The organism is Streptomyces sp. SID14478, assembly GCF_010548525.1.
Classification (GTDB): Bacteria; Actinomycetota; Actinomycetes; order Streptomycetales; family Streptomycetaceae; genus Streptomyces.
In genome coordinates this window covers 1-4,245 of record NZ_JAAGMG010001468.1, presented here as the reverse complement: position 1 = coordinate 4,245, position 4,245 = coordinate 1, and the positions used below count along the sequence as shown (strand labels likewise).

Annotated in this window: 5 protein-coding genes; 2 read left to right on the top strand and 3 right to left on the bottom strand. The window is 72.2% G+C overall.

The features are described 5' to 3' along the window. The coding region (locus G3I40_RS45970; RefSeq protein WP_164560726.1) for an ROK family protein at window positions 1-347 on the bottom strand (347 nt) is incomplete at its 3' end. 269 nt (window positions 348-616) lie between these two features. Between G3I40_RS45970 and G3I40_RS45965 the strand changes: the two genes are divergently transcribed. Beyond that, window positions 617-1,603 carry a LacI family DNA-binding transcriptional regulator gene (locus G3I40_RS45965; RefSeq protein ID WP_239092339.1) on the top strand — a complete coding sequence of 329 codons (987 nt, stop codon included), beginning with the start codon at window positions 617-619 and terminating at the stop codon, window positions 1,601-1,603. Window positions 1,604-1,771: 168 nt separating this feature from the next. Continuing rightward, window positions 1,772-2,083, top strand: coding sequence for a hypothetical protein (locus G3I40_RS45960; RefSeq protein ID WP_164560724.1), 312 nt, complete (start codon window positions 1,772-1,774; stop codon window positions 2,081-2,083). Here G3I40_RS45960 and G3I40_RS45955 read toward each other — a convergent pair. Both G3I40_RS45955 and G3I40_RS45950 read right to left on the bottom strand, forming a co-directional pair. Continuing rightward, window positions 2,038-3,336, bottom strand: a complete 1,299-nt coding sequence (locus G3I40_RS45955; protein ID WP_164560723.1) for an aldolase/citrate lyase family protein — start codon at window positions 3,334-3,336, stop codon at window positions 2,038-2,040. The two genes, G3I40_RS45960 and G3I40_RS45955, sit on opposite strands and share 46 nt — an antisense overlap. 171 nt (window positions 3,337-3,507) lie before the next feature. After that, a partial coding sequence (locus G3I40_RS45950) for an electron transfer flavoprotein subunit alpha/FixB family protein (RefSeq protein WP_164560722.1) occupies window positions 3,508-4,245 on the bottom strand: 738 nt, incomplete at its 5' end.

Here is a 4,245-nt window from a genome sequence, read left to right as displayed (position 1 = left end):
GCCACGCCGTCGCCGACGAGGTCGACGGGAAGCCCGCCCGCGAGGTCCTTGACGCGCGCCACCAGCGGGAAGCCGCGCCAGCCCGGCACGTTGACCGGGCTGACCGTGCCGGCCGAGCGGTCCACCGGGCCGGCGCTGCCGATGCCGACGGCCCGCACCCGGGGCCACAGCTCGGACGCCGTCAGCTCGGTGAGCACCCCCTGGACCGCGCCCATCACCGTCTCGCCGTCCTCCTGCGCGGGGGTCGGCCGTTGCGCCCGCGCGAGGATGCGCCCCTGCTCGTCCACGAGGGCGCCGGCGATCTTGGTGCCGCCGATGTCCAGCGCGGCGACGAGGTCCATGTGCATCAGTGTCAGATCCCCTGAAGAAAAAGGCAGGTCGGAGAAGGAAACTCTACGAAGCGGTCGAAGTGGTGGACAGTCTCCCCCGCATCTGACAACGTTGTCCAGGCCCTATGCTCGACGCCACATGCCCGTACAGGATGATGAACCCTGACGAACGGGCCCGTCACCCCCTTCCAGGTGGCCGGCTTCCCGGCAGCGACGACAGGACAGGACAGCGCATAGTGGACCGCACCGCCCGCCGCACCGAGAACCGCTACGGCAATCGCCCGACCATGAAGGACGTCGCCGCACGCGCCGGGGTGGGCCTCAAGACGGTCTCCCGGGTCGTCAACGGGGAGCCGGGCGTCACCCCGGACACCGAGCGGCGCGTGCAGGAGGCGATCGCCGCCCTCGGCTTCCGGCGCAACGACAGCGCGCGGGTGCTGCGCAAGGGCCGCACGGCCAGCATCGGCCTGGTCCTGGAGGATCTGGCGGACCCGTTCTACGGGCCGCTGAGCCGCGCCGTGGAAGAGGTCGCGCGGGCGCACGGCGCACTGCTGATCAACGGCTCGAGCGCCGAGGACCCGGAGCGCGAGCAGGAGCTGGTGCTCGCGCTGTGCGCGCGCCGCGTGGACGGCCTCGTGGTGATCCCGGCCGGGGACGACCACCGCTACCTGGAGCCGGAGATCGCGGCCGGCGTCGCGACGGTGTTCGTGGACCGGCCCGCCGGGCGGATCGACGCGGACGTCGTGCTCTCGGACAGCTTCGGCGGCGCCCGGGGCGGCGTCGCGCACCTCATCGCGGGCGGCCACCGCCGCATCGGTTTCATCGGCGACCAGCCGCGCATCCACACGGCCGCCGAGCGCCTTCGCGGTTACCGGGCGGCGATGGAGGACGCGGGCATACCAGTCGCGGAGCAGTGGATGTCCCTCGGCGTCACCGACCCCGAGCGGGTGCGGCGCGCGGCCGAGGAGATGCTGAAGGGGCCGGACCCCGTCACGGCGATCTTCGCGGGCAACAACCGTGTGACGGTGACCGTGGTCCGCGTACTGGCCGAACTCGACCGCAGCGTCGCCCTGGTGGGCTTCGACGACATCGAGCTGGGCGATCTGCTGCGGCCGGGAGTCACCGTGGTCGCGCAGGACGCGGCGCAGCTGGGCCGGACCGCGGCCGAGCGCCTGTTCCGTCAGCTGGACGGGGCGACGCTGCTGCCGGAACACATCGAACTGCCGACACGGCTGATCACTCGCGGTTCGGGAGAGCTGCCCCCGGCGCCCTGACCAATGGTCCGATGCCTGGATCCACTACGTGGGGAGATGGGATGGTTCCCCCCTCCCCCACGCGACCCTGCGGGTAATTCTCCCCAACATTGATTGGGTCTTCCGGGAACGTCGAGGGCACGAACCTCGCCGTCGAATCCCCGTTCACCGCGGGACAGTCGATGCTCGGTGCTGCAGAACTACCGGGGGCAGGCGCGGGTCTTCCCGGGCGTCTCGGCGCGCCGGCCCGACGCCAGCATCCAGGGGCTGCGCACCGAGGGCGCCTTCGTGGTCGACGCGGACCGCGCGGCCCGGGCGACCCGCCGGGTGCGGGTGCACAGCGAGGCCGGTGCGCCCGTAGGCGCGGTGGACGGCGAAGCGGCCCGAACGGTGTCTCGTTCGGGCCGCTTCCTGCCACAGCTACTGCGCCCCTGCCGTGCGCCTTGTGCCGACTCCTACTGGCCGCTCACCGTCAGGTCACCGCGCCGCGGAGCCGCGTAGCCCTCCAGGTCCGCGCGGGTCTGGCCGGTGAGCCGGGCCACCTCGGCGACGTCGAGCGCACCGCAGTCCAGCCCGCGCAGCAGGTACCCGGCGAGGGCCTTCGCGGTGGCGGGCTCGTCGGCGATGTCGCCGGAGGCCTGGTTCGCGTAGGCGGCGAGGCGGGCGGCGGCCTGCTCGAAGCCCTCGCGGTAGAAGGCGAAGACGGCCGCATAGCGCGTCGGGATGTGGCCCGGATGCATGTCCCAGCCCTGGTAGTAGGCGCGGGCCAGGGCGCGGCGCGTGAGGCCGTAGTGCAGGCGCCAGGCGTCGTGCACCTTGGCGGTGCTGCCGATGGGCAGCACGTTCGTCGAGCCGTCGGAGACGCGCACTCCCGTACCGGCGGCGGCGACCTGCATGACGGCCTTGGCGTAGTCGGCGGCCGGGTGGTCACTGGCCTGGTACGCGGCGGACACGCCGAGGCAGGCGCTGTAGTCGAAGGTGCCGTAGTGCAGACCGGTCGCGCGCCCCTCGGCGGCGTCGATCATCCGGGCCACGGCGGCGGTGCCGTCGGCGGCGAGGATGGACTGGCTGGTCTCGATCTGGATCTCGAAGCCGAGCCGGCCGGCGTCGAGTCCGTGCTGCTTCTCGAACGCCTCGAGGAGCCGGACCATCGCGGTGACCTGCTCCGGGTACGTCACCTTGGGCAGGGTGAGCACGAGCCCGTCGGGCAGCCCGCCGTTCTCCATGAGGCCGGTGAGGAAGATGTCGAGGGTACGGATGCCGCGGTCGCGGACCGGGGCCTCCATGCACTTCATGCGGATGCCCATGTACGGGGCGGCGGTGCCCTTCGCGTACGCCTCGGAGATGACGCGGGCGGCGCGGGCGGCGGTCTCGTCCTCGTCGGCGGAGGATGCGGGCCGGTAGCCGTCCTCGAAGTCGACCCGCAGGTCCTCGATCGGCTCGCGCTCCAGCTTCGCCCGTACGCGGCTGTGGACCGGCTCGGCGAGCTCCTCGGACAGGCCGAGCACCGCGGCGAACGAGGCGGCGTCCGGGGCGTGTTCGTCGAGCTGCGCGAGCGCCTGGTCACCCCAGGACCGAAGGGTGCCCGCGGCGAAGGCGTCCGCGGGGACGTAGACGGTGTGGACCGGCTGACGCGTGCCTGGGTCTCCGGGATAGCGGCGTTCCAACTCCGCGTCGACCGGGGCGAGTGAGGCGCTGATGCCCTCGCTGACCGCGCCCGCGAGGCTCGTCGACACCTTCTCCTGCTGACCCATTCGTGCACCCTCCATACGCTCACTGTTTCCGCTTCACGGAATCAACAATCCGTATAGCGAAGTTAACGGGCCGGGTGACCTGCGTCAATGGCCCCCTCACAAGGTCCCGGTACGCGGACGGGGCCGCGCGGCGATGAACGCCACACGGCCCCGTCGGAACAGCCGGACGGATCAGCCCTTGCGGGTGTTGATCTCTTCGGTGAGCTGGGGGACGACGTCGAAGAGGTCGCCGACGACGCCGTAGTCGACGAGGTCGAAGATCGGGGCCTCGGCGTCCTTGTTGACCGCGACGATGGTCTTCGAGGTCTGCATGCCGGCCCGGTGCTGGATCGCACCGGAGATACCGTTGGCGATGTACAGCTGCGGCGACACGCTCTTGCCGGTCTGGCCGACCTGGTTGGAGTGCGGGTACCAGCCCGCGTCCACCGCGGCACGCGAGGCGCCCACGGCCGCACCCAGGGAGTCGGCGAGTGCCTCGATCAGCGGGAAGTTCTCCGCGCCGTTGACGCCACGGCCGCCGGAGACCACGATCGCCGCCTCGGTCAGGTCCGGGCGCCCCGTCGACTCACGCGGGGTGCGCCCGGTGACCTTCGTACCGGTGGCCTGCGCCGAGAACGTGACGGCCAGCTCCTCGACCGTGCCGGCGGCCGGGGCGGCCTCCACCGCGGCGGAGTTCGGCTTGACCGTGATGACGGGAGTGCCGCGGGAGACCCGGGACTTGGTGGAGTAGGACGCGGCGAACGCGGACTGCGTGGCCACCACGGCCTCGCCGTCGGCCTCCAGGTCGACGGCGTCGGTGATGATGCCGCCCTCGATGCGCAGCGCCAGGCGTGCGGCGATCTCCTTGCCCTCCGCGGAGGAGGGCACCAGCACGGCGGCCGGGGACACCGTGTCGTAGGCGGCCTGCAG